The 26,939-nt window shown below is 64.1% G+C and carries 27 protein-coding genes; 24 read left to right on the forward strand and 3 right to left on the reverse strand.

Annotated elements, in window-relative coordinates; all coding sequences use genetic code 11:
- Positions 1 to 146 precede the first annotated feature (146 nt).
- From flhA to IAE39_RS21920, 14 genes are all read left to right on the forward strand, one after another.
- Entirely contained in the window at positions 147 to 2,276 is a 2,130-nt protein-coding gene (gene flhA, locus IAE39_RS21855; RefSeq protein ID WP_201206443.1) for a flagellar biosynthesis protein FlhA, read from the forward strand.
- 11 nt (positions 2,277 to 2,287) lie between these two features.
- On the forward strand, positions 2,288 to 3,595 hold the full coding sequence (gene flhF / locus IAE39_RS21860; RefSeq protein ID WP_201206445.1) for a flagellar biosynthesis protein FlhF: 1,308 nt from the start codon (positions 2,288 to 2,290) through the stop codon (positions 3,593 to 3,595).
- 84 nt (positions 3,596 to 3,679) lie between these two features.
- Positions 3,680 to 4,522, forward strand: coding sequence for a flagellar synthesis regulator FleN (gene fleN / locus IAE39_RS21865; RefSeq protein ID WP_201206484.1), 843 nt, complete (start codon positions 3,680 to 3,682; stop codon positions 4,520 to 4,522).
- The gene (fliA, locus tag IAE39_RS21870) at positions 4,519 to 5,259 is read left to right on the forward strand and encodes an RNA polymerase sigma factor FliA (RefSeq protein WP_012273491.1); all 741 of its coding nucleotides are present in this window, start codon (positions 4,519 to 4,521) and stop codon (positions 5,257 to 5,259) included. The genes fleN and fliA overlap by 4 nt, the downstream gene beginning before the upstream one ends.
- 134 nt (positions 5,260 to 5,393) lie before the next feature.
- Entirely contained in the window at positions 5,394 to 5,768 is a 375-nt protein-coding gene (locus tag IAE39_RS21875) for a chemotaxis response regulator CheY (RefSeq protein WP_010955070.1), read from the forward strand.
- Between the two features lie 20 nt (positions 5,769 to 5,788).
- Positions 5,789 to 6,577, forward strand: coding sequence for a protein phosphatase CheZ (locus IAE39_RS21880; protein WP_201206447.1), 789 nt, complete (start codon positions 5,789 to 5,791; stop codon positions 6,575 to 6,577).
- A gap of 12 nt (positions 6,578 to 6,589) precedes the next feature.
- A complete protein-coding gene (locus IAE39_RS21885) occupies positions 6,590 to 8,806 on the forward strand; it encodes a chemotaxis protein CheA (protein ID WP_201206449.1) in 2,217 nt (738 codons plus the stop codon).
- 46 nt (positions 8,807 to 8,852) lie between these two features.
- Complete coding sequence (locus tag IAE39_RS21890; RefSeq protein WP_201206451.1) at positions 8,853 to 9,983, forward strand: protein-glutamate methylesterase/protein-glutamine glutaminase; 1,131 nt, start codon at positions 8,853 to 8,855, stop codon at positions 9,981 to 9,983.
- On the forward strand, positions 9,983 to 10,723 hold the full coding sequence (locus tag IAE39_RS21895) for a flagellar motor protein (protein ID WP_201206453.1): 741 nt from the start codon (positions 9,983 to 9,985) through the stop codon (positions 10,721 to 10,723). Before IAE39_RS21890 ends, IAE39_RS21895 begins: the two co-directional genes overlap by 1 nt.
- A 3-nt stretch (positions 10,724 to 10,726) precedes the next feature.
- Positions 10,727 to 11,584, forward strand: a complete 858-nt coding sequence (motD, locus tag IAE39_RS21900; RefSeq protein WP_201206455.1) for a flagellar motor protein MotD — start codon at positions 10,727 to 10,729, stop codon at positions 11,582 to 11,584.
- Positions 11,585 to 11,804: 220 nt separating this feature from the next.
- Positions 11,805 to 12,593 carry a ParA family protein gene (locus tag IAE39_RS21905; RefSeq protein ID WP_016711768.1) on the forward strand — a complete coding sequence of 263 codons (789 nt, stop codon included), beginning with the start codon at positions 11,805 to 11,807 and terminating at the stop codon, positions 12,591 to 12,593.
- Positions 12,593 to 13,486: a CheW domain-containing protein gene (locus IAE39_RS21910; protein ID WP_201206457.1), complete on the forward strand. Its 894-nt coding sequence runs from the start codon at positions 12,593 to 12,595 to the stop codon at positions 13,484 to 13,486. Before IAE39_RS21905 ends, IAE39_RS21910 begins: the two co-directional genes overlap by 1 nt.
- 44 nt (positions 13,487 to 13,530) lie before the next feature.
- Positions 13,531 to 14,010 carry a chemotaxis protein CheW gene (locus tag IAE39_RS21915; protein ID WP_003254393.1) on the forward strand — a complete coding sequence of 160 codons (480 nt, stop codon included), beginning with the start codon at positions 13,531 to 13,533 and terminating at the stop codon, positions 14,008 to 14,010.
- A 1-nt stretch (position 14,011) separates the two neighbouring features.
- A complete protein-coding gene (locus tag IAE39_RS21920; protein ID WP_201206459.1) occupies positions 14,012 to 14,419 on the forward strand; it encodes a DUF2802 domain-containing protein in 408 nt (135 codons plus the stop codon).
- Positions 14,420 to 14,490: 71 nt separating this feature from the next.
- Here the strand turns inward: IAE39_RS21920 and IAE39_RS21925 are convergent, their stop codons facing one another.
- The 3 genes from IAE39_RS21925 to fliK form a co-directional block, all read right to left on the reverse strand.
- The gene (locus IAE39_RS21925) at positions 14,491 to 17,241 is read right to left on the reverse strand and encodes a dermonecrotic toxin domain-containing protein (RefSeq protein WP_201206460.1); all 2,751 of its coding nucleotides are present in this window, start codon (positions 17,239 to 17,241) and stop codon (positions 14,491 to 14,493) included.
- A gap of 69 nt (positions 17,242 to 17,310) precedes the next feature.
- Positions 17,311 to 17,652, reverse strand: coding sequence for an EscU/YscU/HrcU family type III secretion system export apparatus switch protein (locus IAE39_RS21930; RefSeq protein WP_201206462.1), 342 nt, complete (start codon positions 17,650 to 17,652; stop codon positions 17,311 to 17,313).
- The gene (gene fliK, locus IAE39_RS21935; protein ID WP_201206464.1) at positions 17,649 to 19,205 is read right to left on the reverse strand and encodes a flagellar hook-length control protein FliK; all 1,557 of its coding nucleotides are present in this window, start codon (positions 19,203 to 19,205) and stop codon (positions 17,649 to 17,651) included. Before fliK ends, IAE39_RS21930 begins: the two co-directional genes overlap by 4 nt.
- A gap of 265 nt (positions 19,206 to 19,470) precedes the next feature.
- Here fliK and ccmA point away from each other — a divergent pair, with 265 nt between their 5' ends.
- The 10 genes from ccmA to IAE39_RS21985 are packed head-to-tail and all read left to right on the forward strand — an operon-like array spanning position 19,471 to position 26,816.
- Complete coding sequence (gene ccmA, locus IAE39_RS21940; RefSeq protein WP_201206466.1) at positions 19,471 to 20,103, forward strand: cytochrome c biogenesis heme-transporting ATPase CcmA; 633 nt, start codon at positions 19,471 to 19,473, stop codon at positions 20,101 to 20,103.
- Complete coding sequence (gene ccmB / locus IAE39_RS21945; RefSeq protein WP_012051653.1) at positions 20,100 to 20,768, forward strand: heme exporter protein CcmB; 669 nt, start codon at positions 20,100 to 20,102, stop codon at positions 20,766 to 20,768. The genes ccmA and ccmB overlap by 4 nt, the downstream gene beginning before the upstream one ends.
- A gap of 46 nt (positions 20,769 to 20,814) precedes the next feature.
- A complete protein-coding gene (locus tag IAE39_RS21950; protein WP_201206468.1) occupies positions 20,815 to 21,582 on the forward strand; it encodes a heme ABC transporter permease in 768 nt (255 codons plus the stop codon).
- On the forward strand, positions 21,579 to 21,755 hold the full coding sequence (gene ccmD, locus IAE39_RS21955; protein ID WP_201206470.1) for a heme exporter protein CcmD: 177 nt from the start codon (positions 21,579 to 21,581) through the stop codon (positions 21,753 to 21,755). Before IAE39_RS21950 ends, ccmD begins: the two co-directional genes overlap by 4 nt.
- Positions 21,752 to 22,207 (forward strand): cytochrome c maturation protein CcmE, encoded by a 456-nt coding sequence (gene ccmE, locus IAE39_RS21960; protein WP_201206472.1) that lies wholly within the window; start codon positions 21,752 to 21,754, stop codon positions 22,205 to 22,207. The genes ccmD and ccmE overlap by 4 nt, the downstream gene beginning before the upstream one ends.
- Positions 22,204 to 24,192 carry a heme lyase CcmF/NrfE family subunit gene (locus IAE39_RS21965; protein WP_201206474.1) on the forward strand — a complete coding sequence of 663 codons (1,989 nt, stop codon included), beginning with the start codon at positions 22,204 to 22,206 and terminating at the stop codon, positions 24,190 to 24,192. Before ccmE ends, IAE39_RS21965 begins: the two co-directional genes overlap by 4 nt.
- Complete coding sequence (locus IAE39_RS21970; RefSeq protein ID WP_201206476.1) at positions 24,189 to 24,725, forward strand: DsbE family thiol:disulfide interchange protein; 537 nt, start codon at positions 24,189 to 24,191, stop codon at positions 24,723 to 24,725. The genes IAE39_RS21965 and IAE39_RS21970 overlap by 4 nt, the downstream gene beginning before the upstream one ends.
- Complete coding sequence (locus IAE39_RS21975; RefSeq protein ID WP_201206478.1) at positions 24,722 to 25,198, forward strand: cytochrome c-type biogenesis protein; 477 nt, start codon at positions 24,722 to 24,724, stop codon at positions 25,196 to 25,198. Before IAE39_RS21970 ends, IAE39_RS21975 begins: the two co-directional genes overlap by 4 nt.
- The gene (ccmI, locus tag IAE39_RS21980; RefSeq protein WP_201206480.1) at positions 25,191 to 26,387 is read left to right on the forward strand and encodes a c-type cytochrome biogenesis protein CcmI; all 1,197 of its coding nucleotides are present in this window, start codon (positions 25,191 to 25,193) and stop codon (positions 26,385 to 26,387) included. Before IAE39_RS21975 ends, ccmI begins: the two co-directional genes overlap by 8 nt.
- Before the next feature lie 12 nt (positions 26,388 to 26,399).
- On the forward strand, positions 26,400 to 26,816 hold the full coding sequence (locus IAE39_RS21985) for a hypothetical protein (RefSeq protein ID WP_201206482.1): 417 nt from the start codon (positions 26,400 to 26,402) through the stop codon (positions 26,814 to 26,816).
- Positions 26,817 to 26,939 lie beyond the last annotated feature (123 nt).

Consider the following 26,939-nt stretch of genomic DNA (forward strand, 5'->3'; position numbering starts at 1 on the left):
CCCCCCCCCCCCCCCCCCCCCCCCCCCCCCCCCCCCCCGCTCCTACAAAAAACCGCATCCATTTCTGTGCAAAGTTGGAAAGCTTCTTGCAATGCCAGCCGCAGACGCCCCGTGGGCGTCAAAGTTTTGCATCAAGAGGACTCGCGGTGGATCGCACTCAGTTAATCAGCAACGCCCGTAACAACCTGGCCGGGCTCGGCCGGGGCAACCTGGGTGTGCCGCTGTTGCTGCTGGTGATGTTGGCAATGATGATGTTGCCGATACCGCCGTTCCTGCTCGACGTGTTCTTCACCTTCAACATTGCCCTGTCGATCGTGGTGCTGCTGGTCTGCGTGTACGCCCTGCGCCCGCTGGACTTTGCCGCGTTCCCCACCATCCTGCTGGTGGCCACATTGCTGCGCCTGGCGCTGAACGTGGCCTCTACCCGCGTGGTCATGCTGCACGGCCAGGAAGGCCACGGCGCCGCGGGCAAGGTGATCCAGGCCTTTGGCGAGGTGGTGATCGGCGGCAACTACGTGGTCGGTGCCGTGGTGTTCGCCATCCTCATGATCATCAACTTCGTGGTGGTGACCAAGGGTGCCGGGCGTATCTCTGAAGTAAGCGCGCGTTTCACCCTCGACGCCATGCCCGGCAAGCAGATGGCCATCGACGCCGACCTCAACGCCGGCCTGATCGACCAGGCCCAGGCCAAGCACCGCCGTGCCGAGGTGGCCCAGGAGGCCGAGTTCTACGGCTCGATGGACGGTGCCAGCAAGTTTGTCCGCGGTGACGCCATCGCCGGCCTGCTGATCCTGTTCATCAACCTGATCGGCGGCATGCTGATCGGCATGCTGCAGCATGGCATGAGTTTCGGCGATGCCGGCAAGGTATATGCCCTGTTGACCATTGGTGACGGTTTGGTGGCGCAATTGCCATCCCTGCTGCTGTCCACCGCCGCCGCGATCATGGTCACCCGCGCCTCGGGCTCCGAGGACATGGGCAAGCTGATCAACCGGCAGATGTTCGACTCGCCCAAGGCGTTGGCGGTGTCGGCGGCGTTGATGATTGTCATGGGCCTGGTCCCAGGCATGCCGCACGTCGCCTTTATCGGCTTGGGCCTGCTGGCCGGCGGCGGGGCTTACCTGGTGTGGAAAAAGCAGCAGAAAGCCAAGGCCCAGGCACTGCAGGAGGCGCAGCGTCAGCAAGACCTGCTGCCTTCGCCGCAGCGGGCACTGGAAACCAAGGAGCTGGGCTGGGACGACGTTACGCCGATCGACATGATTGGCCTGGAAGTCGGCTACCGGCTGATCCCGCTGGTCGACCGTAACCAGGGCGGCCAGTTGCTGGCGCGGATCAAGGGCGTGCGCAAGAAATTGTCGCAGGACCTGGGCTTCCTCATGCCCACCGTGCACATCCGCGACAACCTCGACCTGCAACCCAGCGCGTATCGCCTGACCCTGATGGGGGTGATCCTGGCCGAAGCGGAGATCTACCCGGACCGCGAGCTGGCGATCAACCCGGGGCAGGTGTTCGGCACCCTCAACGGCATTGCCGCGCGCGACCCGGCGTTTGGCCTGGAGGCGGTGTGGATCGACGCCGGCCAGCGCTCGCAGGCACAGTCGTTGGGCTATACCGTGGTCGACGCCAGTACCGTGGTGGCCACCCACCTTAACCAGATCCTGCAGAAGCACTGCCATGAGCTGATCGGCCATGAAGAGGTGCAGCAACTGTTGCAGGTGCTGGGCAAGGCATCGCCTAAACTTGCAGAAGAGCTGGTGCCGGGTGTCATTTCCTTGTCGGGGCTGCTCAAGGTGTTGCAAGCCCTGTTGTCGGAACAGGTGCCAGTGCGCGATATTCGCAGTATTGCCGAGGCCATCGCGAATAACGCCGGCAAGAGTCAAGATACCGCCGCGCTGGTGGCGGCAGTGCGCGTCGGATTGTGTCGCGCCATCGTGCAAAGCATTGTTGGCGTTGAGTCCGAGCTACCAGTGATTACCCTGGAGCCAAGGTTGGAACAGATTTTGCTCAATAGTCTGCAAAGGGCCGGGCAGGGTCAGGAAGACGGTGTTCTTCTGGAGCCTAGCATGGCCGAGAAGCTGCAACGTTCGCTGATCGAAGCGGCCCAGCGCCAGGAAATGCAGGGCCAGCCGGCCATCCTGCTGGTCGCCGGCCCGATCCGCGCCATGCTGTCGCGTTTCGGTCGCCTGGCTGTACCGAATTTGCATGTTCTGGCGTATCAGGAAATACCGGACAACAAGCAAGTCACCATCGTTGCCACCGTGGGCCCTAACGGCTGAGGTAGTGGATAATGCAAGTTAAGCGATTTTTCGCCGCCGATATGCGTCAGGCCATGAAACTGGTTCGTGATGAGCTGGGCGCCGATGCCGCGATCATTGGCAACCGCCGTATTGCCGGTGGTGTCGAACTGACGGCCGCGCTGGACTACAAGCTGTCCGCCCTGGCCCCGCGCGTGCCCAACGCCGAGCTGGAAGAAGAGCTGCGCAAGACCCAGACGCGCATCGCCACTGTTCAGGCTGAACTGGACCACCGCCAGGACAGCAGCGACAACAACCGCCAATTGTTTGCCGGGCAGTCGCTGACTGCTGCCGAGCCGTTGGTCGAGCCGCACGTGGACGCCCCCGAAACTCCCGCTGCCCCGGCTGCGGCGCCGGTCGACCCACGCCTGTTCGATGCCATGCGCTCCGAGCTGTCGGGCCTGCGTGAACTGCTGGAAGTGCAGCTCGGCTCGCTGGCCTGGACCCAGCTGCAAGGCAGCAAGCCGCAACAGGCCAACCTCTGGCGGCGCCTGCAGCGTATCGGCCTGTCCGGGCCGATAGCCCGCGAACTGCTCGACCTCACTGCCGAGATCGAAGAGCCACGCCAGGCCTGGCGCATGCTGCTGGCGCACCTGGCGCGCATGATTGAAATCCCTGAGGTCGAGCCGATCGAAGAGGGCGGCGTGATTGCCATGGTCGGCCCGGCCGGCATGGGCAAAACCACCACCCTGGCCAAGCTGGCCGCGCGTTATGTGCTCAAGTACGGCGCGCAGAACCTGGCACTGGTGAGCATGGACAGCTTCCGCATTGGTGCCCAGGAGCAGCTCAAAACCCTCGGCCGCATCCTCAATGTACCGGTCACCTACGTCGACCCGGGCCAGTCGCTGGCCGCGGCACTGGAACCGCTGCTGCGTAAGCGCGTGGTGCTGATCGATACCGCCGGCCTGCAGGCCAGCGACCCGGCCCTGCGCATGCAGCTGGAAACCCTGGCCGGGCGTGGCATTGCCGCGAAGAACTACCTGGTGCTGGCCACCACCAGCCAGAAGCAGGTGCTGACCGCCGCCTACCACAGCTACAAGCGCTGTGGCTTGGCCGGCTGCATCCTGACCAAGCTCGATGAAACAGCAAGCCTTGGCGACGTGCTGAGCCTTGCCATCAGTCATGAACTGCCCGTGGCCTACCTGACCGACGGCCCGCGCATTCCTGACGACCTGCACCTGCCACGGGGCCACCAGCTGGTCACCCGGGCGGTCAATGTGCAACAACAGGACGAGCCCAGCGAAGAGGCCATGGCCGACATGTTCGCTGATCTCTATCACAACCCACGGCGAGCGGGTTGAGCATGAAGCGTGTGCAAAGTAGCTATACCAAGGGGTACGCAGAATTGCCCTACGTGTGGCCTGAGTCCCAGCGAGACAAGGTAAATTTCAGACATGGGTAGCATGCATCCCGTACAGGTGATCGCCGTGACCGGTGGCAAAGGTGGCGTCGGCAAGACTAACGTTTCAGTGAACCTGTCCCTGGCGCTGGCCGAGCTTGGCCGCAGGGTCATGCTGCTGGACGCCGACCTGGGCCTGGCCAATGTCGACGTGTTGCTGGGCCTTACCCCCAAACGTACCCTCGCCGATGTCATCGAAGGGCGCTGCGAGCTGCGTGACGTGATGCTGCAGGGGCCTGGCGGTGTGCGCATCGTGCCTGCCGCCTCGGGCACCCAGAGCATGGTGCACCTGGCGCCGGCCCAGCATGCCGGGCTGATCCAGGCGTTCAGCGAAATCGGCGATAACCTCGACGTGCTGGTGATCGATACCGCTGCGGGTATCGGTGACTCGGTGGTCAGTTTTGTCCGTGCCGCCCAGGAAGTGCTGCTGGTGGTGTGCGACGAACCCACCTCGATTACCGACGCCTACGCGCTGATCAAGCTGCTCAACCGTGATTACGGCATGAACCGCTTCCGCGTGCTGGCCAACATGGCGCAGAGCCCGCAGGAAGGGCGCAACCTGTTTGCCAAGCTGACCAAGGTCACCGACCGCTTCCTTGACGTTGCGCTGCAGTACGTGGGCGCCGTGCCGTACGACGAGTGCGTGCGCAAGGCCGTGCAGAAGCAGCGTGCCGTGTACGAAGCCTTCCCTCGCTCCAAGTGTGCGCTGGCCTTCAAGGCAATTGCCCAGAAGGTCGACAGCTGGCCGCTGCCGGCCAACCCGCGCGGCCACCTGGAGTTCTTTGTCGAGCGCCTGGTGCAACCCACCAGCGCGGGACCCGTGCTATGAACGCCAGTGGCTTCAAGATGTACAGCCGGGCGGCGAAAGACGCCCAGTACGAACTGATCGAACGCTACGCACCGCTGGTCAAGCGCATCGCCTACCACCTGCTGGCGCGCTTGCCGGCCAACGTCCAGGTCGAGGACCTGATCCAGGCCGGCATGATCGGCCTGCTGGAAGTGGCCAACAAGTATGACGCCAGCAAAGGCGCCAGTTTCGAGACCTACGCCGGCATCCGCATCCGCGGGGCCATGCTGGACGAAGTGCGCAAAGGCGACTGGGCACCGCGTTCGGTGCACCGCAACACCCGCATGGTCAGTGACGCGATGCGTGCCGTTGAAGCCAGAACAGGCCGCGACGCTAAAGATCATGAAGTTGCTGCCGAACTCCAATTGAGTCTCGATGATTACTACGGGATCTTGAACGATACCTTGGGCAGCCGCCTGTTCAGCTTTGACGACCTGCTGCAGGACGGCGAGCACGAAGGGCTGCATGAGGATGGCGCCAGCGGCCAGGTCGAACCTGCCCGTGGGCTGGAGGACGAGCGCTTCCAGGTTGCCCTGACCGAGGCCATTGCCAACCTGCCGGAGCGTGAACGCCTGGTGCTGGCGCTGTACTACGACGAAGAGCTGAACCTCAAGGAAATCGGTGAGGTGCTGGGTGTCAGCGAGTCGCGGGTCAGCCAGTTGCACAGCCAGTGTGCCGCGCGCCTGCGCAGCCGCCTGGGGGAATGGCGGGCGCGCTGAGCCTGCCGAAGTTGCAGTCGTTTTCCGCGTGCATTTTCTACGTGCATTTTCGACGTTGTACCGAATTGAATGAGTGCGTGCCCGGTAGGCCGGGCGCGTTTGAGACTGCTTGGAGGTCTAGATTGGACAAGAACATGAAAATCCTCATCGTTGACGACTTTTCGACGATGCGGCGGATCATCAAGAACCTGTTGCGTGACCTGGGCTTCACCAACACCGACGAAGCTGACGACGGCACCACGGCATTGCCGATGCTGGAAAACGGCCATTACGACTTCCTGGTGACCGACTGGAACATGCCTGGCATGTCCGGCATCGACCTGCTGCGCAAGGTGCGCGCCAGCGACAAGCTGAAAAGCATGCCGGTGCTGATGGTGACCGCCGAAGCCAAGCGTGACCAGATCATCGAAGCGGCCCAGGCCGGCGTCAATGGTTACGTGGTCAAGCCGTTCACCGCCCAGGTGCTTAAAGAAAAGATCGAGAAGATCTTCGAACGCGTCAACGGCTGAGTCACGTCAGGGGGCGCGCCATGGATTCATCACAAAACTCTTTGGGCGAGTTCGAATCGACCCTGAAGAAACATGCCCAGGAGTTGGTCGAGAGCCTGGAACGGGGCCGTTTCGGTGAGGCGGTGCAGCTGATTCACGAGCTGAACCAGACCCGCGACCGCGGCCTGTACCAGGAAGTCGGCAAGCTGACCCGCGAGCTGCACAGTGCGATTGTCAGCTTCCAGATCGACCCGACCATGCCGCAGGCCGAGGAGGTGTCGCAGATTACCGACGCCACCGAGCGCCTGTCGTATGTGGTCAAGCTCACCGAAGGCGCGGCCAACCGCACCATGGACCTGGTCGAGGAAAGCACCCCGGTGCTCAACGACCTGGCCAGCGAGGCCAAGGCCCTGAGTACCGACTGGCAGCGCTTCATGCGCCGCGAAGTGGCGGCGCCGGAATTCCGTGACCTGGTCAAACGGGTCGACAGTTTCCTGACGCACAGTGCCGCCGGTAACCGCAAGGTCGCGGGCCACCTCAATGACATTCTGCTGGCCCAGGACTATCAGGACCTGACCGGGCAGGTGATCAAGCGCGTCACCAACCTGGTGACCGAGGTGGAAAGCAACCTGCTCAAACTGGTGCTGATGGCCAGCCAGGTCGACCGCTTTGCGGGCATCCAGCATGACCACGATCAATTGCGCGCAGAAAAAGATCGAGAAAAACATCCGACTCGGGGTGAAGGTCCGCAGATTCATGCCGATAAGCGTGAAGACGTCGTGTCCGGTCAGGACGATGTCGATGATCTGCTGTCCAGCCTGGGTTTTTAAGGAGCACGTTTGATGAGCTTCGGCGCCGATGAAGAAATCCTCCAGGATTTCCTGGTAGAAGCCGGCGAAATTCTTGAGCAACTGTCCGAGCAACTGGTCGAGCTGGAAAGCCGACCCGATGATGCCGACCTGCTCAATGCGATCTTTCGCGGTTTCCACACTGTAAAAGGGGGCGCCGGCTTCCTTCAGCTGAACGAGCTGGTGGAGTGCTGCCATATCGCCGAGAACGTGTTCGACGTCCTGCGCAAAGGTGAGCGCCGGGTCGACGCGGAACTGATGGACGTGGTGCTCGAAGCACTGGACACGGTCAACAGCATGTTTGGCCAGGTGCGCGAGCGCGCCGAAGTAACCCCGGCCACCCCCGAGCTGCTGGCGGCGCTGTCGCGCCTGGCCGAGCCGGGCGGTGCCGAGGCTGCAGCCGCGCCAGTGGCTGCCCCGGAGCCGGTCGCCGAGGCGCCGGTCGCGGCCGAGGAGCAGCACCAGGACATCACCGACAGCGAGTTCGAGCAGTTGCTCGATTCGCTCGATGCGGTCAAGGCTCAGGCTGCGGCCGACGAGCAGATGCAGGGTGAGGTTGTGAGTGGTGCAGGTGATGAAATCACCGATGCCGAGTTCGAATCGCTGCTCGACCAGTTGCATGGCAAAGGCCAGTTCAGTGCCGAGGTTGCCGCTCCGGTGGCTGACGCAAGCGCCGAACCGCTCAGTGACGAAATCACCGACGCCGAATTCGAATCGCTGCTCGACCAGTTGCATGGCAAGGGCACCTTCCAGGCCGATGCCTTGCCCGCCGCCAAGGCGTCAACGCCTGCCGTGGCAGAGCCTGCCCCATCGGCCAGCGACGAAATCAGCGAACACGAGTTCGAAGCACTGCTCGACCAGTTGCATGGCAAGGGCAAGTTCGGTGGCGATGTAGCGGCTGTCGAAGCCCCGCCCGCAGCCAAGGTAGAAAGCCAGCCGGTGGCCAAGCCAACCGCCGCCCCGGCACCTGTGCCTGCCAGCAAACCGGCAGCGGCACCGCGTGCGCCGGCGCCGGCTGCCGACAAGCATGCCGTCAGCGAAGCGGAAACCACGGTGCGCGTCGATACCGCGCGCCTGGACGAGATCATGAACATGGTCGGCGAACTGGTGCTGGTGCGTAACCGCCTGGTGCGCCTGGGCCTGAACAGCGGCGACGAGGCCATGTCCAAGGCCGTGTCCAACCTCGACGTGGTCACTGCCGACCTGCAGACCGCGGTGATGAAAACCCGCATGCAGCCGATCAAGAAAGTCTTCGGCCGCTTCCCGCGCCTGGTCCGTGACCTGGCCCGCCAGCTGAAAAAAGAGATCAACCTTGAGCTGGTCGGCGAAGAGACCGACCTCGACAAGAACCTGGTCGAGGCCCTGGCCGACCCGTTGGTGCACTTGGTGCGCAACGCTGTCGACCACGGTATCGAGATGCCCGATGAGCGCGAAGCTTCGGGCAAGGCACGCACCGGCCGCGTGGTGCTGTCGGCGGAGCAGGAAGGCGACCACATCCTGCTGTCGATTTCGGACGACGGCAAGGGCATGGACCCGAACATCCTGCGCGCCAAGGCCGTGGAAAAGGGCCTGATGGACAAGGACGCCGCCGAGCGCCTGAGCGAATCGGACTGTTACAACCTGATCTTCGCCCCGGGTTTCTCGACCAAGACCGAAATTTCCGATGTGTCCGGGCGTGGCGTGGGCATGGACGTGGTGAAGACCAAGATCTCCCAGCTCAACGGCTCGATCAACATCTTCTCGGCCAAGGGCCAGGGCTCGAAGATCGTCATCAAGGTGCCGCTGACCCTGGCGATCATGCCCACCCTGATGGTGATGCTGGGCAACCAGGCGTTTGCCTTCCCGCTGGTCAACGTCAACGAAATCTTCCACCTCGACCTGTCGCGCACCAACGTGGTTGACGGCCAGGAAGTGGTGATCGTGCGCGACAAGGCGCTGCCGCTGTTCTACCTCAAGCGCTGGCTGGTGCAGGGCCAGGTGCACGAAGAGCAGCACGAGGGCCACGTGGTGATCCTGTCGGTCGGCACCCAGCGCATCGGCTTTGTCGTCGATCAACTGGTAGGCCAGGAAGAAGTGGTAATCAAGCCGCTGGGCAAGATGCTGCAGGGGACCCCGGGCATGTCCGGGGCCACCATTACCGGCGACGGTCGCATCGCGTTGATTCTCGACGTCCCGAGCATGCTCAAGCGTTACGCCGCGCGGCGTATTTGATTTCGGTGGCGCACCCTGGCGGGTTGCGCCGCCTAATGGAGTGTTTATGGCAGTCAAGGTCCTGGTGGTGGATGATTCCGGTTTCTTCCGCCGCCGCGTCTCGGAAATCCTCTCGGCGGATCCGACGATCCAGGTAGTGGGTACCGCGACCAACGGCAAGGAAGCAATCGACCAGGCGCTGGCGCTCAAGCCCGATGTCATCACCATGGACTACGAAATGCCCATGATGGATGGCATTACCGCGGTGCGGCACATCATGCAGCGTTGCCCGACGCCGGTGTTGATGTTCTCCTCGCTGACCCATGAAGGCGCCCGGGTCACCCTCGATGCGCTGGATGCCGGTGCGGTGGATTACCTGCCGAAAAACTTCGAGGACATCTCGCGCAACCCCGACAAGGTCAAGCAGATGCTGTGCGAGAAGGTGCATACCATTTCGCGCAGCAACCGCCGTTTTGGCAGCTATGCCAGCCATGCGCCGGTGGCTGCTGCCGCGCCCGCCAGCAGCCACGCGCCTGCCAGCAGTTTCAGCAGCCCGGCGGCGGCGCGCGCCCCTGTGCCTGCCCGTGCGCCGGCGCCGGCCACTGCGCCTGCGCACTCACCAGCACCCAAGCGCAAGCCGTACAAACTGGTGGCAATCGGTACCTCCACCGGTGGCCCGGTAGCCCTGCAGCGGGTGCTGACCCAGTTGCCAGCCAACTTCCCGGCGCCGATCGTGCTGATCCAGCACATGCCGGCGGCGTTCACCAAAGCCTTTGCCGAGCGCCTCGACAAGTTGTGCCGTATCAACGTCAAGGAAGCCGAAGACGGCGACATGCTGCGCCCGGGCATGGCCCTGCTGGCCCCCGGTGGCAAGCAGATGATGATCGATGGCCGTGGCACGGTGAAGATCCTGCCCGGTGACGAGCGCCTGAACTACAAGCCCTGCGTGGACATCACCTTCGGTTCGGCGGCCAAGTCGTATGGCGACAAGGTGCTGTCGGTGGTGCTCACCGGCATGGGCGCCGATGGCCGCGAAGGCGCACGCCTGCTCAAGCAGGGTGGCAGCACGGTGTGGGCCCAGGATGAAGCCAGTTGCGTGATCTATGGCATGCCCATGGCCATCGTCAAGGCCAACCTGGCCGACGCGGTGTACAGCCTGGACGAGATCGGCAAGCACCTGGTGGAGGCGTGCGTCTGATGGACGTCCTCAGCCTGATCGGCCTGATCCTCGCCTTTGTTGCCATCGTCGGTGGCAACTTCCTTGAGGGCGGCCATGTCGGTGCCCTGATCAACGGCCCGGCGGCCCTGATCGTGTTGGGCGGTACCCTGGCGGCGGCCTTGTTGCAGTCGCCACTGTCGTCGTTCAAGCGCGCCTTGCAGATTTTGCGCTGGATCCTGTTCCCGCCACGGGTCGACCTGGCGGGCGGCATCGACCGCGTGGTGAACTGGAGCCTGACCGCCCGCAAGGAAGGCCTGCTGGGCCTGGAAGGGGTGGCCGACAGCGAGCCCGACCCCTATGCGCGCAAGGGCCTGCAGTTGCTGGTGGACGGCGCCGAGCCGGAAGCCATCCGCAGCATCCTCGAAGTCGACTTCCTGACCCAGGAAGGCCGTGATATCCAGGCGGCCAAGGTATTCGAGAGCATGGGCGGCTACGCGCCGACCATCGGTATCATTGGCGCGGTGATGGGCCTGATCCACGTGATGGGCAACCTGGCCGACCCGTCGCAGCTGGGCAATGGCATTGCCGTCGCCTTTGTTGCCACCATTTATGGCGTGGCCAGTGCCAACCTGATCCTGCTGCCGGTTGCCAGCAAGCTCAAGGCCATTGTCATGCGCCAGTCGCGCTACCGCGAAATGCTGCTCGAAGGCTTGTTGTCGATTGCCGAAGGCGAGAACCCGCGCTCGATCGAGCTGAAGCTGCAAGGCTTCATGGAGTAACCCATGCGTCGCCGTCGTCATACCGAGGAACACGAAAACCACGAACGCTGGCTGGTGTCGTACGCCGACTTCATTACCTTGCTGTTCGCCTTTTTCGTGGTGATGTACTCGATTTCCTCAATCAACGAGGGCAAGTACAAGGTCATTTCCCAGGCGTTGCTCGGGGTGTTCAACGACCCTGAGCGCAGCATGAAGCCGATCCCCATTGGTGATGAAAAGCCACTGACCGTGCGCCCGGCCGAGCCGCTGGTCAATGACAGCGAACAGACTGAGGCGGCCCTGGCAGCGACCAATGTCGACCCGCTGAAAACCATCAGCGATGACGTGCGCGATGCCTTTGGCGACCTGATCAACAGCAACCAGATGACCGTGCGCGGCAATGAGTTGTGGATCGAGATTGAGCTCAATTCGTCGCTGCTGTTCGGCAGCGGTGATGCCATGCCCAGCGACAAGGCATTTGCCATCATCGAAAAGGTGGCCAACATTCTCAAACCGTTCGCCAACCCGGTGCATGTCGAAGGCTTTACCGACAACCTGCCGATTCGCACTGCGCAGTACCCGACCAACTGGGAGCTGTCGTCGGCGCGGGCGGCGAGCATCGTGCGCCTGCTGGCCATGGAAGGGGTGAACCCCGCCCGTATGGCCTCCGTCGGCTATGGCGAGTATCAGCCGGTGGCCAGCAACGACACCGCCGATGGCCGTGCGCGTAACCGCCGGGTGGTGCTGGTGATTTCCCGTAACCTCGAAGTGCGCCGCAGCCTGACCGGTTCGGGCAGCGCCAATGCAACGCCCGATGCGGCATTGCGCCGGGCTGGCACACAAAGTGCACCGGCAACGCCAGCAACGGTGGCGGGGCAGTAACTCGTCAATTCTCTGTCACCGGAAACAGGGTTCGCGAGATTACCGCCGCCCCCTGTGGGAGCGGGTTTACCCGCGAAGGTAGCGACTCGGTATATGGCACCGGCTTTGCCGGTGTTCGCGGGTAAACCCGCTCCCACAGGGACCGTGCAAGTTTTCGAGTTTCGCGCAAGACAGTTGCCCCAGCAGTGTCCCTGCCAAATCAATAGATAGAGTTTGCTTGATGAGAGTCTGGGCAGTAGCCAATCAAAAAGGTGGCGTCGGCAAGACCACCACAACCATCGCCCTGGCTGGCCTGCTGGCCGAGGCCGGCAAGCGCGTGGTCGTTGTCGACCTCGACCCGCACGGTTCGATGACCAGCTATTTCGGGCACAACCCGGATGCCCTGGAGCACAGCTGCTACGACCTGTTCCTGCACAAGGGCGCGGTGCCGGAGGGCTTGCCCGGGCAACTGCTGCTGCCAACCAGTGACGAGCGTATTTCGCTGTTGCCGTCGAGCACCGCGCTGGCCGTGCTGGAACGCCAGTCGCCGGGGCAGAATGGCCTGGGTCTGGTGATCGCCAAGAGTCTGGCGCAGCTGTGGCAGGATTTCGACTTTGCCCTGATCGACAGCCCGCCCTTGCTGGGGGTGCTGATGGTCAATGCCCTGGCCGCCAGCCAGCAGTTGGTGATTCCGGTACAAACCGAGTTCCTCGCGGTCAAGGGCCTGGAGCGCATGGTGGGCACCTTGGCCATGGTCAACCGCTCGCGCAAACAGGCGCTGCCGTACCAGATTGTGCCGACCCTGTTCGACCGCCGTACCCAGGCCTCGCTGGGCACCCTCAAGCAGCTGCGTGACAGCTACGGCCAACAGGTATGGCAAGGTTACATCCCGGTGGACACGCGCCTGCGCGATGCCAGCCGTAAAGGTGTCACGCCTTCGCAGTTCGACAGCAAGAGCCGCGGGCTGGTCGCCTACCGGGCGCTGCTCAAGCACCTGCTGACCTACAAAACTGCAGCGCAGGTGGCCTGATGACCCGGATCCAACACACCGGCACTCGGCCACAGATGGCCCTGCAGTCGTACCTGGATGGCCTGCTGCAAGAGGCCACCGAAGCCGAAGCGCTGGACGAACTGCCGGCCGCGACGGACGAGTTCGCCGAGGCCGTGCGCGAAGAGCAGGCCCGCGATGCCCGCCAACCGGCCCGCCCTGAACCGGCCGAAGCCGTTGCCAGCCTTGCCCCGCGGCCCTTCGCCGAGCCCCGGCAGGTGGTGTTGCCCAGCCTGATACCGGTGGAAGCGCCGGTAGTGACAGTGGTCGAGCAAACGGTGGTAGCCGAGGCGGCCATACCGGTGCTGGTCGAAGAACCGGCTGTGGAACCTGCCGTGCCGCTGGTCGATGTGCACCTGCCGGCGCCCGATTCGCCAGTGCCGCCTGCCAGCACCGACGGTCGCCCGGTGTGGGCGGCCGAACCGTTCGAATGCCTGCTGTTCGATGTGGCCGGGCTGACCTTGGCCGTACCGCTGGTGTGCCTGGGCTCGATCTACAACCTGGCCGGCCAGGAACTGACGCCGCTGTTCGGCCAGCCCGACTGGTTTCTCGGCATCCTGACCTGCCAGGCCGGCAACCTGAAGGTGCTGGACACCGCGCGTTGGGTGATGCCCGACCGCTACCGCGATGATTTTCGCCAGGGCCTGCAATACGTGATTTCCGTGCAGGGCTACGAATGGGGGCTGGCGGTGCACCAGGTCAGCCGCTCGCTGCGCCTGGACCCGTCCGAGATCAAGTGGCGCAGCCAGCGGGGCCAGCGCCCGTGGCTGGCCGGCACGGTAATAGAACACATGTGTGCATTGCTCGACGTCGCCGCACTGGCCGAGCTGATCGCCAGCGGCGCGGTCAAGCAGCTGCACGCCAAACACAAATGACACCGAACACAACCGCCAGACAGCGGATTTAGAGGGCTAGGGGAATGAAAAAGTCGTCTGCACAAGGTTCCGAAGATCCGATCCTGCAGTGGGTCACCTTCCGGCTGGACAACGAGTCCTACGGCATCAATGTGATGCAGGTGCAGGAAGTGCTGCGCTACACCGAGATTGCCCCGGTACCGGGTGCGCCAAGCTACGTGCTGGGCATCATCAACCTGCGCGGCAACGTGGTGACGGTGATCGACACCCGCCAGCGCTTTGGCCTGATGCCGACCGAAGTCACCGACAACACCCGTATCGTCATCATCGAGGCTGACAAGCAAGTGGTCGGCATCCTGGTCGACAGCGTGGCCGAGGTGGTGTACCTGCGTCAGTCGGAAATCGAGACCGCGCCGAACGTAGGCAACGAAGAGTCGGCCAAGTTCATCCAGGGCGTGTGCAACAAGAACGGCGAACTGCTGATCCTGGTCGAGCTGGACAAGATGATGACCGAGGAAGAGTGGTCCGAGCTGGAGAACATCTGAGTTGATCCTACAGGTTGCTGTCATCTTCCTGGCGCTGGTCTGGGCGCTGAGCCTGTGGTTCTTCCTCAACTACAGCAAGCGCCAGCGTGAACTGGCCGCACAACAGGCCGAAGGCGATGCGTTGCGCGACCAGCGCATCAAGGACCTGGCCAAGCGCCTGGACGACTACCAGAACGGTACCGTGCGCATGGGCGAGGCGCTGCACGAGCTGAGCGTGACGGTGGCACCGCTGACCGACAAGATCCAGCAGCTGGAGCAGCGCGACCCCAACAACGTCACCTTCAGCCAGGCGGCCAAGCTGGTGGGCATGGGCGCCAGTGTGGCCGAGCTGACCGAAAGCTGCGGCCTGACCCAGGCTGAAGCCGAGCTGATGAGCAAGCTGCACCGCAGCGAAAACGCATCCTCCTGACAGCCATACCGGGCAGGCGGCCGTTACAAATCGGGCCGCCTGCTTCTCGGTGCGCAGTTGCCTGGGCCGGGTCACTGGCTCCAGGAATGATTGCCACCTACCTTGGCGAAGCGATTCAGGGGCAGCAGCGTGCGTATTGCCTGCTGGCCGCTGGCTAAATCCACGAAACGGTAGGCGTTGATCCGCGGCATGCCATAAAAATTGACGATCTGCCGCAGGGTGCCCAGTGCTGGCAGGTGGCGATCGACTACATCCGTGAGCATCGCCGGTCCGGTAAGGCAGCTAAGGCGGTTGGCGTAGCGGTAGAAGTTGGAAGGGTCGTCGGCCAGGCTGGGCTTGCTGTCGTAGAAGTCCGGGTTGGTCTGGTACCGCGCATGCATTTCCTCGGATATCGCCTCCAGCACAGGGTTGCCGGGGTGGCTGCCGATCAGGCTGGTGTTGTACAGGCTGTTCATGCTCATTTTCTCGTTGGACATGGGCGGTGCCAGTAGCAGGCCATCGGCGGGGATGTGCAACTCGACCTGGTCGATGGCCTCTGCCGGGTTGCCTAAACCCTGGCCGTCAACCACCAGCGGGTACTCGCCTGGTGCCATAAGGGTATCGTCGACATCCATGTACAAACCGCCCTCGTGATGCAGCATGGGGTAACGCAGTACATCGGAGGCAGACGCGAAGTTGCTTGCCCTGCCGCCGTTCCCGTCCAGGGCCGCGTCGTACTGGCGGTAGTACTTGCTTTGGCGGAAGGCCCTGAAGAATGCCTGCTCTTCCAGTGGCAGTACCTGCAGGCCAGGGGCGTGCCCGGCCAACAGGCGCAGGTTGTCGGCATAGGCTCGGGCGTTGTCACTGGAAAGAAACAGCCGCAAGGTGTACTGGCTGTCCTGCAGCCGGGCTGCGTTGTTGCCCAGGTTGGCCAACAGGGCGGGGCTGATGCGTTTGTCGCCTACCCACAGGCAGGAAATACGTTTGGCGATCGGATAGCTGTTGGCCGGCCGTAGTGGGATCTGCACCGGCAATTGCAACTCCACGCCCAATGCACGCAGGCTGCGCGTGCGCATGGCGTCAGTGATCTCCCGCTCGGCGCCCACGGGCGCCAGGTTCAGTTTGCCAGTGTTGGCGACAAAACCGGCAGGCTCGCTTTCGCGCAAGGCCTGCTCGAGAATGAATACATCCCGTTGAATGTCGTAGACCACCTCCTGCTGGTAGGAACCGACGCTTGCGAAGAGCTTGTCCGGGGTGCCGTCATACAGGGGAATGCGAATGACCGCGTCGGCAATTGCCTGATCGCCTTCGGGCAACGCTGCTATGGGCTCGTGGATATGGAAGTACGGGGCACCCTCGGGTTCAGGCAGGCGCGGGGCTGTGACCGGGCTCAGCGGGTAGCCGATCCGCTCGCCCAGGCGCACGGGGGGCACGAAGCTGTCACGTTTGAACTCGAACAGTGCGGTTGCCCTGTCCACTGCCGCCAAGGGCAACGGGAGGGCATTGAACAGGCCCCAGGTGATGTTGCCGACGCCCGCTTGCCTGGTTTGCAGGGTTTTGCCGTTGAGGGCCTGGTCCAGCCCCAAGCCCAGTTGAACCACACCGCCGATGGCCAGTAACGGTGCCAGCCCCGGCACTACCAGGCACAGCGGCGCGAGCAGGTTTAGCGTGGTAGACAGGTAGCCAAGCCAGCGGGTTTCGATCACCTCGTTGTCACGGGTGATGAGAAAGTCGGCATCATCGTAACTGCGCTGGCGTTGCCGCTCGGCCAGCGCCTGGAACAGGTCGCCGGTAATCGGCGGGTTGTACTTGCCGGGTCGGTAGTTGACATAGGTACGCGGTGACCAGGTGCCGTCATCATTGAAGTAGCCGTGTTTCGGTGGCAACCGGTGTCGCCCGGGGTATTCGGCCAGGCCTTCCAGGGCGGTGTCCAGGCCGCTGAAGTCAAGCCCCTGTGGGCGGTCTGCCAGGCGAAAGTGCTGTCTCAGGGCCTGGCGCCGGAGTGGGTCCTTGCATTGTTGGCCTATCCAGTCCTGCAAGGCCGTTTCGCTGCTGAACTGCAGCAGCGGTGAACTATTGCCTGGCATGTACAGCACGGTCAGGTCACTGGCCGGGTCATTGAAGTACACCAGATCGGTGGCCGCGTAACCGTAAATGTTCAATGTGCGTAGCAGCAGCGAGGCTGGCCGAGGCAGCAGCCCGGCGGCCTGCCAGATGAGCTTGCGGGCGGGCTCGCTGAGGCTGCCCTGCGCGACCTGCTTGTTGCAGGCGGCAATCAGGTTGAGCTTGCTGGCCAGCCGGTGGCTGTGCAGGTGGTCGCGCCAGTACCTGTCCAGTTCAGCGGCGAAGGGGGTATGAAAGTCCAGGTCTTCGATGAAGCGCTGAAACGCTTCGGCGCTTATCGGCAGGTGGGTCGAGGGGTCATAGCGCTGTGGGGTGCTGCGCCTGAACAGGCCGTTGAACACTTCGAAGCCGGCGCCGTAGTGGTTGAAGGCGGGACTCGGCAAGGTTTCCACCAGCCGCTGCGGCCCCTTGGGCAAGCTGCCGGCCCATGGCGCCCGGAGCAGGTCCCCGAACAGGTCGTTGGCGGACTCGCCTTGCCAGTTGCCCAGCAGGGCCTGGGTCAGGCTGGTGCTTTGGCGGACAGCGACCAGGTAGCCGGCGCCCTCATCCGGGCACCAGTGCAAGGTGACGATGTCAATCTGATCCGGGTCGATATCCAGGCCGTGCTCAGCCAGCCATTGGCGAACAGCGCGGCTGGCTTCGCGGTCAGGGCGGGGGATGTGGCTGAGGTGGTCGCGAACATATTGTACGCCGGCGGCGTTGATGCGGCTTGTGGGCATGGTGATTGCCTTGCTCATTGGGTGGGATGGCAAGGTTGAACGGCTGCCGTTGGGCTGGGTGGTAGATGGCTACCGATCGTTACCTGGCGGCAGCAGGGCGTTCACTGGGGAGATGTCCCGCGGCGCGGCGGGTTCGTCGCTGAAGCCGACAGGCACCTTGCCACGCAATTGCCAGGCAAAGGCAATGATTTCGGCAATGGTCAGGTACAGCGCCTCGGGGATCTGCTCGCCCAGTTCCAGGCGCGCCAGCAGGCGCACCAACTCGGCGTTTTCATAGATCGGCACCTCGTGCTCGCGGGCCAGCGCCAGGATTGCCTCGGCCAGCGCATCGTCACCCTTGGCGCTGAGGGTGGGGGCTTGCTGGCCGTCGTAGCTCAGGGCAATGGCCTGGCGGGTGTGTTGCTGTGTCATGCGTTTTCATCCACCCAGCGTTGTTCTACCCGCGTGCGCGGGCCTTGTGGCGGGGTGCCGGGGTGGCACTCCAGGTCGCCGACATCCAGGCCTCGGGCCAACAGGCGCTCGCGCAGGGCGCCGAGCTGGGTATCGATCAGCCGCGCAGTTGGCTCGCGCTCTGCCCACAGCTGCCCGTTGAGACGGCCTTGGCTCAGTTGCGCCTGCACCTGCATGGGGCCAAGTGGTGCCAGGTCGAAAGCCAGTTCGATGCGCCACAGGGCTTGCAGCGGGTCTTGTGCCTCATGCTGGCGGTCGGCCTGTTGTTGCGGGGTTTCTTCGCGCTGCAGTTTGACCTGTAGCGGGATGAACTCCTGGCCATGGCGAATCGGCACTTCGGTCTGCCAGGTGGTCTGCAGGTTGCCGTTTTCCAGCGTGCCACTCTGTTGCAGGCTGCTCATGGCGTGGCTCTGCAGGCGCGAAACGGCCGCTGCAGCCAGGCGCAGCAGCTGTTGCAGGTCACCTTCGTCTTCCAGGGCCTTGAGCAGGCGGGAGGGCAGCGGGAACGCTCCGGGTTGAGGCTTGGGGCTGACCCGTTCAAGCATGCCCAAGGCGCTGCGTGCCAGTGCCGGCATGGTTACGGCCAGGCTGGCAGGTGCCAGGTTCGGGGTGCCTGCCGGCAGGCTTTGGGCCTGGGCCACCAGCCGCAGCAGGTGCGCCTTGAGGTCGGTGGCAACGCTGGCAGGGAAACCGCCCAGCAGTTTCGCTTCAAGGAAGGTACCGCTGTTGTTCAGGGCCTGGGCCACCCCCTTGGCGTCGCCCAGCTGGCGCGCGTCGGGCAGGCTAGCCAGCAGGCGTTCGGCGCTGGCGCGCAGGTCGCCAGCGGCGCCCGGGTCGCGGGTGAGCTGTTGCAGGGCATCGAGCATGCCGGGCAGCGAGGCCTGGCGGTTTTGCTGGGTCAGCAACTGCTGGGCGATGCTCAGCTGGTCCTGCCTGCCGCTGAGCGGCACAAAGCGCAGCGACTGGTCGCCCTGCACCAGTGCGCTGAGCAGGCTGCCGATGGCCAGCGGGCGAGGGCTGTCGATGCTCAGGGTGGCGCCGGCCTGGGCGCTGTTGAGCAGGCTGACCAGCGCCCGGTAGACCGGAGCTTGGCCCGGCGCCTGGGCCAAGGCCAGGTTGGTCACGACCTTGCCTTGCAGCAAGGTGCCGACCGGGACTTTGCTGGTGTCCAGGCGGGTGAGGGTGGCGACCTGGCTGGCATTGGCCTGCTGCACCATGATTGCCAGGCGATTGCTTTCGGTCTGGCTGACGGTGACCTGGCTGCCCGGGGGCAGCGGCTGGCTGGCGCTGGCCTGCAGTTGGGTCTGTACGCCGTTGGCCTGAATCAGCCGCAGCACCAGTTGGAAGCTCTGGCCGGCCTGGCGCAGCGACACGACTTCGGCCTGCGCGGTCTCGCCGGGCGCCAGCAAACCGGGCTGGGCCTGGATCAGGCGCAGCAGTTCGCCGGTCATGCCCGCCTTAGTGGCTTGGCTGTTGATCGCGGTTTGTGCGCCGAGACTATTGATTTCAGTCATGATTGTATACAACCTGTCGAACCCGGCCTCTTGGCAGCGCGGCGGCGCGTGTAATAATGCTGGCCGCCCGTCGTTGCCAGTATAACGGCAGCGTGCGGGGCGACTTGAGACACAAGGGCTTCAGAGTGGTGTTGCCTGCTTCGCGGGTGAACCCGCTCCCACAGGTTCTGCGCAGCTTTCAAGCCCTGCGCCGTACCTGTGGGAGCGGGTTCACCCGCGAAGCAGGCAGCACCACTCTGAAGCCCTACAAAGATAAGGCGAAACCGTGACCCTTCACCTTCAAGCTGCAGGCCTGGCCTGCGAGCGCGACTGGCGCCTGCTGTTCGAGCAGCTCGATTTCGAGCTGGGTGCCGGTGACATGTTGCAGATCAGCGGCCCCAACGGCAGTGGCAAGACCAGCCTGCTGCGCCTGCTGGCCGGCTTGATGCAGCCGACTGCCGGGCAGATCCTGCTGGGTGGCAAGCCGCTGGCCGAGCAGCGCCATGCCCTGGCCAGCATCCTGCTGTGGATCGGCCATGCCGCCGGTATCAAGGACCTGCTCACTGCCGAGGAAAACCTCACCTGGCTGTGCGCCCTGCACCAGCCGGCCAGCCGCGAGGCAATCTGGGCGGCACTGGCGGCGGTAGGCCTGCGCGGTTTCGAAGACGTACCCTGTCACACCCTGTCGGCCGGCCAGCAGCGCCGCGTAGCGCTAGCGCGCCTGCACCTGGCCTGCCCGCCGCTGTGGATTCTCGATGAACCGTTCACCGCCCTCGACAAGCAAGGCGTGGCGCAGCTCGAAGCGCACCTGGCGGCCCATTGCGAGCAGGGTGGCACGGTGGTATTGACCACCCACCATACGCTGGAACGCAAGCCCTCCGGTTACCGTGAACTGAACCTGGGGCAATGGGCGGCATGAGCGTATTCATCCTGTTGTTGCGCCGCGAAGCGCGCCTGTTGTTCCGCCGCCCGGCCGAGCTGGCCAACCCGCTGGTGTTCTTCGCCATCGTCGTGGCCATGTTCCCGCTCGCCGTCGGCCCGGAAAGCCAATTGTTGCAAACCTTGTCGCCAGGCCTGGTCTGGGTCGCCGCGTTGCTCGCGGTGCTGCTGTCGCTGGACGGCCTGTTCCGCAGCGATTTCGAGGACGGCTCGCTGGAGCAGTGGGTGCTGTCGCCGCACCCGCTGGCATTGCTGGTGCTGGCCAAGGTGCTGGCGCACTGGATCTTTTCCGGGCTGGCGCTGGTATTGTTGGCGCCGCTGCTGGCGCTGATGCTTGGGCTGCCGAGCCACTGCCTGCCAGTGCTGCTCGGCTCCCTGTTGCTGGGCACGCCGGTGTTGAGCCTGCTGGGTGCAGTGGGCGCGGCGCTGACTGTCGGCCTGAAGCGCGGTGGTTTGTTACTGGCGTTGCTGATTCTGCCGTTGTATATCCCTGTATTGATCCTGGGCAGTGGTGCGTTGCAAGCGGCGTTGCAAAATATGCCGGCAACCGGCCACCTGCTCTGGCTCGCCAGCCTCACGGCCCTGGCCGTGACCCTGGCACCCTTTGCGATAGCGGCCGGCCTGAAAATCAGCGTCGGCGAATAACGAGTCCCGGGCTCTCAAGCCCGGCAAATACCCTGGATGTACCCTGATGAAAATAAGCTGGACGTGGTTCCACAAGCTGGGCTCCCCGAAATGGTTCTATGCCATCAGCGGCCGCATGCTGCCGTGGCTGGCCGGCGCCGCCGTGCTTTTGCTGCTGGTGGGCATTACCTGGGGCCTGGCCTTCGCCCCGCAGGACTACCAGCAAGGCAACAGCTTCCGCATCATCTATATCCACGTGCCGGCGGCCATGCTGGCGCAGTCCTGCTATGTGATGCTGGCCGTGGCCGGTGTGGTGGGGCTGGTGTGGAAGATGAAGCTGGCCGACGTCGCCCTGCAATGTGCCGCGCCGATCGGCGCCTGGATGACCGCCGTGGCGCTGGTCACCGGTGCCATCTGGGGCAAGCCGACCTGGGGCAGCTGGTGGGTGTGGGATGCCCGCCTTACGTCCATGCTCATCCTGCTGTTCCTGTACTTCGGCATTATTGCGCTGGGCCAGGCGATCAGTAATCGTGACAGTGCAGCCAAGGCCTGTGCAGTGCTGGCAATTGTCGGCGTGGTGAACATCCCGATCATCAAGTACTCGGTGGAGTGGTGGAACACCCTGCACCAGGGCGCCACCTTCACCCTCACCGAAAAACCTGCGATGCCCGCCGAAATGTGGCTGCCGCTGCTGTGCACGGCGCTGGGCTTCTATTGCTTCTTCGGCGCCGTGCTGCTGCTACGCATGCGCCTTGAAGTGCTAAAGCGCGAGGCACGCGCCAGTTGGGTCAAGGACGAAGTGTTGAACAGCCTGGGGCGGAGGGCCGCACAATGAGCTTTGCCACCTTCGCTGACTTTCTCGCCATGGGCCACCATGGCCTGTACGTGTGGTCGGCCTATGGCATCTGCCTGGCGGTGCTGGCGCTGAATGTCGCCGCACCGCTGCTGGCCCGCCGTCGCTACCTGCAAGAAGAGGCGCGCCGTTTGCGCCGGGAGAACAACCAGTGAATCCGCAGCGCAAGAAACGCCTGTTGCTCATCGTCGGCCTGCTGGTCGGCGTCGGGGTTGCCGTCGGCTTTGCCTTGAGCGCATTGCAGCAGAACATCAACCTGTTCTACACCCCGACCCAGATTGCCAACGGCGAAGCGCCGCTGGATACCCGCATCCGTGCCGGCGGCATGGTCGAGAAAGGCTCGGTGCAACGCTCGTCCGACTCGCTCGACGTGCGCTTTGTGGTCACCGATTTCAACAAGTCGGTGCCGATCACCTACCGGGGCATCCTGCCCGACCTGTTCCGCGAAGGGCAGGGCATCGTTGCTCTGGGCAAGCTCAATGGCGAAGGCGTGGTGGTGGCCGATGAAGTGCTGGCCAAGCACGACGAGAAATACATGCCGCCCGAAGTGACCAAGGCCCTGAAGGAAAGCGGCCAGGCCGCTGCAGGTGCGGAGGCCAAGCCATGAACGCCGCACTGGTAATACCCGAACTGGGCCAACTGGCGATGATTCTGGCCATCTGCTTTGCCGCCGTGCAGGCCAGCGTGCCGCTGCTCGGCGCCTGGCGCGGCGACAGCCTGTGGATGAGCCTGGCGCGGCCGGCGGCGTGGGGGCAGTTCGCCTTCCTGGCGTTTGCCTTCGCCTGCCTGACCCATGCCTTCATGACCGACAACTTCTCGGTCGCCTATGTCGCCAGCAACTCCAACAGCGCCTTGCCCTGGTACTACAAGTTCAGCGCCGTCTGGGGCGCCCACGAAGGCTCGCTGTTGCTGTGGGCGCTGATTCTGGGTGGCTGGACCTTTGCCGTGTCGGTGTTCTCGCGGCAGTTGCCGCAGGTGATGCTCGCCCGCGTGCTGGCAGTCATGGGCATGATCAGCGTGGGCTTCCTGAGCTTCCTGATCATTACCTCCAACCCGTTCCAGCGCCTGTTGCCGCAGGTGCCGACCGATGGCCGTGACCTCAACCCGCTGCTGCAGGACTTTGGCCTGATCGTGCACCCGCCGATGCTGTACATGGGCTACGTGGGGTTCTCGGTGGCCTTTGCCTTTGCCATCGCCGCCTTGCTCGGCGGCCGCCTGGACGCCGCCTGGGCGCGCTGGTCGCGGCCGTGGACCATTGTCGCCTGGGCCTTCCTTGGCGTAGGCATTACCCTCGGCTCGTGGTGGGCCTACTATGAGCTGGGCTGGGGTGGCTGGTGGTTCTGGGACCCGGTGGAAAACGCCTCGTTCATGCCCTGGCTGGTGGGCACGGCGCTGATCCACTCGCTGGCAGTGACCGAAAAGCGCGGGGTGTTCAAGAGCTGGACCGTGCTGCTGGCGATTGCCGCGTTCTCGCTGAGCCTGCTGGGCACCTTCCTGGTACGTTCCGGTGTGCTGACCTCGGTACACGCGTTTGCCGCCGACCCGTCGCGCGGTGTGTTCATCCTGATCTTCCTGCTGTTCGTGGTCGGTGGCTCGCTCACCCTGTTCGCCCTGCGCGCGCCGGTGGTCAAGAGCCAGGTCGGCTTTGCCCTGTGGTCGCGTGAAACGCTGCTGCTGGCCAACAACCTGGTGCTGGTGGTGGCGGCCTCGATGATCCTGCTCGGCACCCTGTACCCACTGGTGCTCGACGCGCTGACCGGGGCCAAGCTGTCGGTCGGCCCACCGTACTTCGACGCGTTGTTCCTGCCGCTGATGGCGCTGCTGATGGTGGTGCTGAGCATTGGCGTGGTGGTGCGCTGGAAGGACACCCCGGGCAAATGGCTGGTCAGCATGATGACCCCGGTACTGATCGGCAGCGCCATCCTCGCGCCGCTTACCGGTTTTATCGTTGACGACTTCGACTGGCCGACCTTGACCGCCCTCGCCCTGGCTGCCTGGGTGGTGCTCGGCGGGCTGCGCGACATTCTCGACAAAACCCGCCACAAGGGCCTGGTCAAGGGCCTGCCGGGCCTGGGCCGCAGCTACTGGGGCATGCAGCTGGCGCACCTGGGCCTGGCGGTGTGCGCGCTGGGCGTGGTGCTGTCGAGCAACAACAGCGCCGAACGCGACCTGCGCATGGCCCCGGGCGAAAGCGTGGAACTGGGCGGTTACCACTTCCTGTTCCAGGGCGCCAAGCATTTCGAAGGGCCGAATTTCATCTCCGACAAGGGCACCATCGTGGTCAGCCGCAATGGCCGCGAAGTGACCACCCTGCACCCCGAGAAGCGCCTGTATACCGTGCAGCAGTCGATGATGACCGAAGCCGGCATCGACGCTGGCTTTACCCGCGACCTTTACGTTGCCCTGGGCGAGCCGCTGGAGAACGGTGCCTGGGCGGTGCGCGTGCACATCAAGCCTTATGTCCGCTGGATCTGGCTGGGCGGTCTGCTGACCGGCCTGGGCGGGTTGCTGGCGGCCCTCGACCGGCGCTACCGCGTCAAGGTCAAGACCCGGGTGCGTGAGGCCCTGGGCGTGTCTGGAGCAGCTGCATGAAGCGTTGGATCATGGTAGTCCCCCTGGCAGTGTTCCTGCTGGTGGCGGTGTTCCTCTACAAGGGGCTGTTCCTCAAGCCCGACGAGCTGCCTTCGGCAATGATCGGCAAAGCCTTCCCGGCGTTTTCCCTGGCCTCGACCCAGGGTGATCGCACCCTGACCCAGGCCGATTTGCACGGCCGCCCGGCCTTGGTCAACGTGTGGGCCACCTGGTGCCCGTCGTGCAAGGTCGAGCACCCGTACCTGAACCAGCTGGCCCAGCAGGGCGTAGTGATTCACGGGGTCAACTACAAGGACGACAACGCCGCTGCGCAGAAGTGGCTGGCCGAGTTCCACAACCCCTACCAGCTGGACATCCGTGACGAGCAGGGCAGCCTGGGCCTGGACCTTGGTGTGTACGGCGCACCGGAAACCTTCCTGATCGATGCCAAGGGCGTCATCCGCTACAAGCACGTGGGCATCGTCGATGCCACCGTGTGGCGTGAGCAGCTGGCACCGCTGTACCAGGGCCTGGTCGATGAGGCCAAGCCATGAAGCGCTGGCTGGCAGCTGCGGTGCTGGGCATGAGCCTGGCCGGTGTGGCCAGGGCGGCCATCGACACCTACCAGTTTCGCGATGAGGCCGAGCGCGAGCGCTACCAGCAGTTGACCAAGGAACTGCGTTGCCCCAAGTGCCAGAACCAGGACATTGCCGATTCCAACGCGCCAATTGCCGCCGACCTGCGCCGGGAAATCTTCCGGATGCTGGGCGAGGGCAAGAACAACGAGCAGATCGTCGATTTCATGGTCGACCGTTATGGCGACTTCGTGCGCTACAAACCGGCGCTCAGCGGGCGTACCTGGCTGCTGTGGTTCGGCCCGGGGATACTGCTGGCCGGTGGTTTCGTGGTGTTGGCGGTGATCGTGCGCCGGCGCCGCGGTAGCACCGTGCAGGGCACCAACGAGTTGTCTGCCGAAGAACGCGAGCGTCTCGCCAAACTGCTGGAAAAAGAACAGACCCATGATTGAATTCTGGCTTAGCGCGGGCCTGCTGCTGCTCGCTGCCCTCAGCTTCTTGCTGATCCCGATCCTGCGTGGCCGTCGTCGCCAGCCGGAAGAAGACCGCACGGCCCTGAACGTGGCCCTGTACCAGGAGCGCGTCGCCGAACTGGCCGCCCAGCAGGCCGCCGGCGTACTCAACGAGGCGCAACTGACCAAGGGCCGTGATGAGGCGGCCCGCGAGTTGCTGGCCGATACCGAAGGCACAGACGCCCCGCGCCAGGGTCATCTGGGTAAAACCCTGCCGTTGCTGGCGGCGGTGTTGGTACCACTGATGGCGCTGGGCCTGTACCTGCATTTTGGTGCGGCCGACAAGGTAGAGTTGACCCAGGAGTTTGCCGAGGCGCCGAAGTCGATGGAAGAAATGACCGCGCGCCTGGAGCGCGTGGTGCAGGCCCAGCCGGATTCGGCCGAGGCCATGTACTTCCTCGGCCGTACCTACATGGCCGAGCAGCGCCCGGCTGATGCCGCGCGAACCTTCGAGCGTGCCGTGGCCTTGGCCGGGCGCCAGCCAGAGCTGTTGGGGCAATGGGCGCAGGCCCTGTATTTTGCTGCTGACAAACAGTGGAGCCCGCAGGTGCAAGGCCTGACTGACGAAGCGCTGAAGGCCGACCCCAACGAAGTCACCAGCCTGGGCCTGCGGGGTATCGCTGCCTTCGAGGGCGAACGTTACCAGGAGGCCATCGATTACTGGAAACGCCTGCTGGCGCAATTGCCGGAAGGCGACGCCTCTCGCACGGCCCTGCAGGGCGGTATCGACCGCGCAGCCGAGCGTTTGGGTGGTAAGCCAGCCCAGGCTGGCGAGCCGGCGCCGGTGGCGGCGCGCCTGAAGGTACGTGTCGAGCTGGCGGCTGCCTTGCAGGGCAAGGTCAAGCCCGACGACACCGTGTTCATCTTCGCCCGCGCCAGCAATGGCCCGCCGATGCCGTTGGCGGCCAAGCGGGTGACGGTGGCGCAGTTGCCGATCGAGGTTGAGTTGTCCGATGCTGATGCGATGATGCCGCAGATGAAACTGTCCGACTTTGCCGAAGTCCAACTGGTTGCACGTGTTTCGCGTGCTGGCCAGCCGACCCACGGTGAGTGGATTGGCCAAGGGGCGCCGTTGCCGAGCGCTACCCAGGCCACTCAGCACCTGACCATCGACAGCCCTGACCCGTAAGAGAGCAATGCCATGCACAGCACCGTCCGCCTGACCTTGATCACCCTGGCGCTGGGTTTGTCTGCGTGTACGGTGCAGCAGCCGTATGAGCAACCCGAGCCTCCAATAGAGCGGCTGCCGCCGCAGGGGCCGGTGGTCAAGCCCTTGCCGGGTGGGCAGCCTTCTACCCAGCCGAGCAAGCCGGCGGCGATTCCCAAGCCCATGCCGCGGACCTCGGCGAGCTTTGCGCCACCGCCTGGCGGGGCGAGCCACTGGGACCCGAAACTGGGTGTATATGTACTTGAGAAGCAGCCCAACACCTTTTACCGGCAGCGGACTTATTACCGGTTTGATAACGGCTGGAGCTGGTCGTTGAGCCCGAATGGGCCTTGGCAGGAAACTGACAGTAGCGGTGTACCGGGTGGTTTGGGGCGGGCGTTTGCACAGTAACTGCATCGCTGCTGCTTGCTCTTGCTCTTGCTTCGGCTTTTGATCTTGCTTCTAAGCGCGCGATAGTCCAGACAACGCCGATTGCGACTTCAGGAGGCCGAGCGAAGGGCATGCGGAGGGAGG

Origin of the sequence: Pseudomonas sp. S37, from assembly GCF_016658545.1 — a bacterium.
GTDB lineage: Bacteria > Pseudomonadota > Gammaproteobacteria > Pseudomonadales > Pseudomonadaceae > Aquipseudomonas.